The sequence below is a fragment of the Kitasatospora sp. NPDC059673 genome (assembly GCF_042734215.1).
In the GTDB taxonomy this organism is placed as follows: Bacteria; Actinomycetota; Actinomycetes; order Streptomycetales; family Streptomycetaceae; genus Kitasatospora.
In genome coordinates this window covers 1-2,895 of the sequence record NZ_JBHWEN010000060.1, presented here as the reverse complement: position 1 = coordinate 2,895, position 2,895 = coordinate 1, and the positions used below count along the sequence as shown (strand labels likewise).

General features: G+C 70.5%; 4 protein-coding genes. 3 read left to right on the top strand and 1 reads right to left on the bottom strand.

Annotated elements, in window-relative coordinates; all coding sequences use genetic code 11:
* Positions 1-77 precede the first annotated feature (77 nt).
* On the bottom strand, positions 78-524 hold the full coding sequence (locus ACFV18_RS32820; RefSeq protein WP_380488971.1) for a DUF3093 domain-containing protein: 447 nt from the start codon (positions 522-524) through the stop codon (positions 78-80).
* Positions 525-618: 94 nt separating this feature from the next.
* On the opposite strand from ACFV18_RS32820, the gene ACFV18_RS32815 reads away from it, so the two are divergent.
* The 3 genes from ACFV18_RS32815 (at position 619) to ACFV18_RS32805 (ending at position 2,604) form a co-directional block, all read left to right on the top strand.
* Positions 619-1,200, top strand: coding sequence for a PaaI family thioesterase (locus ACFV18_RS32815; RefSeq protein ID WP_380488970.1), 582 nt, complete (start codon positions 619-621; stop codon positions 1,198-1,200).
* Positions 1,197-1,664 carry a dUTP diphosphatase gene (dut, locus tag ACFV18_RS32810; RefSeq protein WP_380488969.1) on the top strand — a complete coding sequence of 156 codons (468 nt, stop codon included), beginning with the start codon at positions 1,197-1,199 and terminating at the stop codon, positions 1,662-1,664. Before ACFV18_RS32815 ends, dut begins: the two co-directional genes overlap by 4 nt.
* A 151-nt stretch (positions 1,665-1,815) precedes the next feature.
* Positions 1,816-2,604: a DUF3710 domain-containing protein gene (locus ACFV18_RS32805; RefSeq protein ID WP_380488968.1), complete on the top strand. Its 789-nt coding sequence runs from the start codon at positions 1,816-1,818 to the stop codon at positions 2,602-2,604.
* The last annotated feature ends 291 nt before the right edge of the window (positions 2,605-2,895 follow it).

Here is a 2,895-nt window from a genome sequence, read left to right as displayed (position 1 = left end):
GCCCCGGAGTGTGGGGCCGTCCCTTTCGGTCTGTCTGCGTTGTGGCGCGGTCCGCCCGCGCCTTGTTCCTCGGGCGGTCAGCGGCTCCGGCCGCCCGCCTCGCCCAGTGCGTCCGCCAGCCGCTGCGGGGAGCGGGTCGACAGATACAGGTACGGGGTCGGGTCGGCCGGGTCGGTCACCGGGACCTTCAGCGCCGTCGGCACATAGCTGCGCAGCAGCATGAACGCCCGCGGGTCGGCCTTCACCGAACGCCAGGCCATGGCCTCCTTCGGGTTCAGCACCTCGGCCTCGCCCAGCGCGCTCACCGGGATCCGGGCCTGCCCGGCCACCAGCGAGCCCTGCACCACCCGGATCCGTGCCGAGCCGTAGCTGCTCAGAGCGGCCGCACCGGCGGCCACCCCCACGACCAGCCCGACCAGGGCGCCCAGTCCGCTGAACCGGAGCAGGATCAACCCGAACGAAAGCCCGAGCGCCACGGGCAGCAGCCACCAGGACCGCGGGACGGTGAGACGTTCCTCGTACATGCCTCCATTGTGGGCGCAGCACACGCCGTGCCCGGTGGCCGGGGCCCCTCGGCGCGCCTGTCCCGGAAAGCTACTGGCAGGTAGGGTCGCGACCGTGAACGGACCCACCCCCACCACCCCGCCCGCGGACGCCGTCCTGCCGTCCCGCTCCCCGATCGCCCCCGCACCCGGCACCGTCATCGGCTCCCACTATGACGATTGCTTCGGCTGCGGCCCGCACCACCCGCACGGCCTCCAGCTCACCGCCGTCGCCGGCGAACAGCTCGACGTCACCGCCCGGTTCACCGTCAAGTCGGCCCACCAGGGCGGCCCCGGACTGGCCCACGGCGGCATCCTGGTCAGCGCCATGGACGAGACCCTCGGCACGCTCAACTGGCTGCTCGGCGCCCCCGCCGTCACCGGCCGGCTGGAGACCGACTTCGTCCGCCCCGTCCCCGTCGACTCCGTGCTGCACATCCACGCACGGGTGACAGGCGTCCACGGCCGCAAGGTCTACAGCGCCGCCGAAGGCCGCATCGGAGGCCCCGAGGGGCCGGTCGCCATTCGCGCCCAGGCACTGTTCGTCCAGGTGAAGCTGGAACACTTCACCACGCACGGCCGCCCCGAGGACGTGCAGAAGGTCCTGGACGACCCGGACCGGATCAAAAGCGCCCGAGCCTTCGAGGTGAACCCGTGACCGACTCCGCCCGCCAGCCCGTCGACATCCTGATCCGCCGCCTCGACCCGGAGATCCCGCTCCCCGCCTACGAGCACCCCGGCGACGCCGGAGCCGACCTGCGCACCACCGTGGACGCCGAACTCCAGCCCGGCGAACGGGCGCTGCTCCCCACCGGCATCTCCATTGCGCTACCGGACGGCTACGCCGCGTTCGTGCACCCGCGCTCGGGTCTGGCGGCCCGTTGCGGAGTTGCACTGGTGAACGCCCCAGGGACGGTCGATGCCGGGTACCGTGGTGAGATCAAGGTGATCGTCGTCAACCTGGACCCTCGGGAGCCGGTCAACTTCAAGCGAGGCGACCGAATTGCCCAGCTGGTCATCCAGCAGGTCGAGAAGGCCCGCTTCCACGAAGTGGGTGAACTCCCGGGTTCGGTCCGGGCCGAAGGCGGGTTCGGCTCGACCGGCGGTCACGCCGCGGTCTAGCATGCGCCGCGGTCTCGGCTCCGCCGAGCAGCACGCGAACGGGTGGAAGCGATTGCAGTCGCAACGATTTTCGGCCGGTCCGATGGGTAGCAGGTAGCACATATTCGCGTTCGGTCTTGGATTCGGTCTTGGACCGGGAAGGACAGTGACCGTGTTCCGTCGTCGCAAGAGCGAGGACGCTGTCGAGCAGCTCGCCGAGGACGCCATCAGCGCCGACGAGACGGCCGATGACGTCGAGGATTCCGTCGAGAACGACACCGAACTCGACCCGGCCGACCGGGTCGGCCTCCCGCCGGCCCCGCGCCCGGACGGGCCGTGGGACATCTCCGAACTGGAGAAGCCCGAAGAGGGCCGCGTCGACCTGGGTGGCCTGCTGGTCCCCGGCGTCGAGGGCATGGAGCTCCGGGTCGAGGTGGCCGGGGACGCGATCGTCGCCGCCACCCTGGTGCTCGGCAACAGCGCCATCCAGCTGCAGGCCTTCGCCGCCCCCAAGTCGGAGGGCATCTGGGGCGAGGTCCGCGAGGAGATCGCCAACGGCATCACCAGCCAGGGCGGCGCCATCGAGGAAGAGGAGGGCCCGCTCGGCTGGCACCTCCGCGCCCAGGTCCCGGTGCAGCTCCCCGACGGCACCCAGGGTGTCCAGCTGGTCCGCTTCGTCGGCTGCGACGGTCCGCGCTGGTTCCTCCGCGGTGTGATCTCCGGCCAGGCCGCGGTCCAGCCCGAGACGGCCGGCCTGCTCGAAGAGGTCTTCCGGCAGACCGTCGTGGTCCGCGGCGAAGCCCCCATGGCGCCCCGCGACCCGATCGTCCTCAAGCTCCCCGAGGACGCCCAGATGGTCGCCGACGGCGCCGCGGCCCCCACCGCCGACGCCGAGTCCCCTTACACGGGCGGCTCCATCGACCCGTTCTCGCGCGGCCCCGAGATCACCGAGGTCCGCTGACCTCACGGACGTCCCGCGTCCCCTTCCGCCCCCGCACCGTTCGCGTGCGGGGGCGGATTTGCTTTGCGGACGCGGATCCCCGTACAGTTCCGGAGTCGCACCGAGAGGGGCGAACGAAAGCAAGTCGGACTGAATGAAACTCCGGAAAACGGAGCGGAAAACATCTGATAAGCTGGAGACACGAAAGAACGAAGCACCCGGAGAGTTCGCAGGAATGCGGCTCGAAGGAAGTGTCCGTTCCTTGAGAACTCAACAGCGTGCCAAAAGTCAACGCCAGATATGTTGACATCC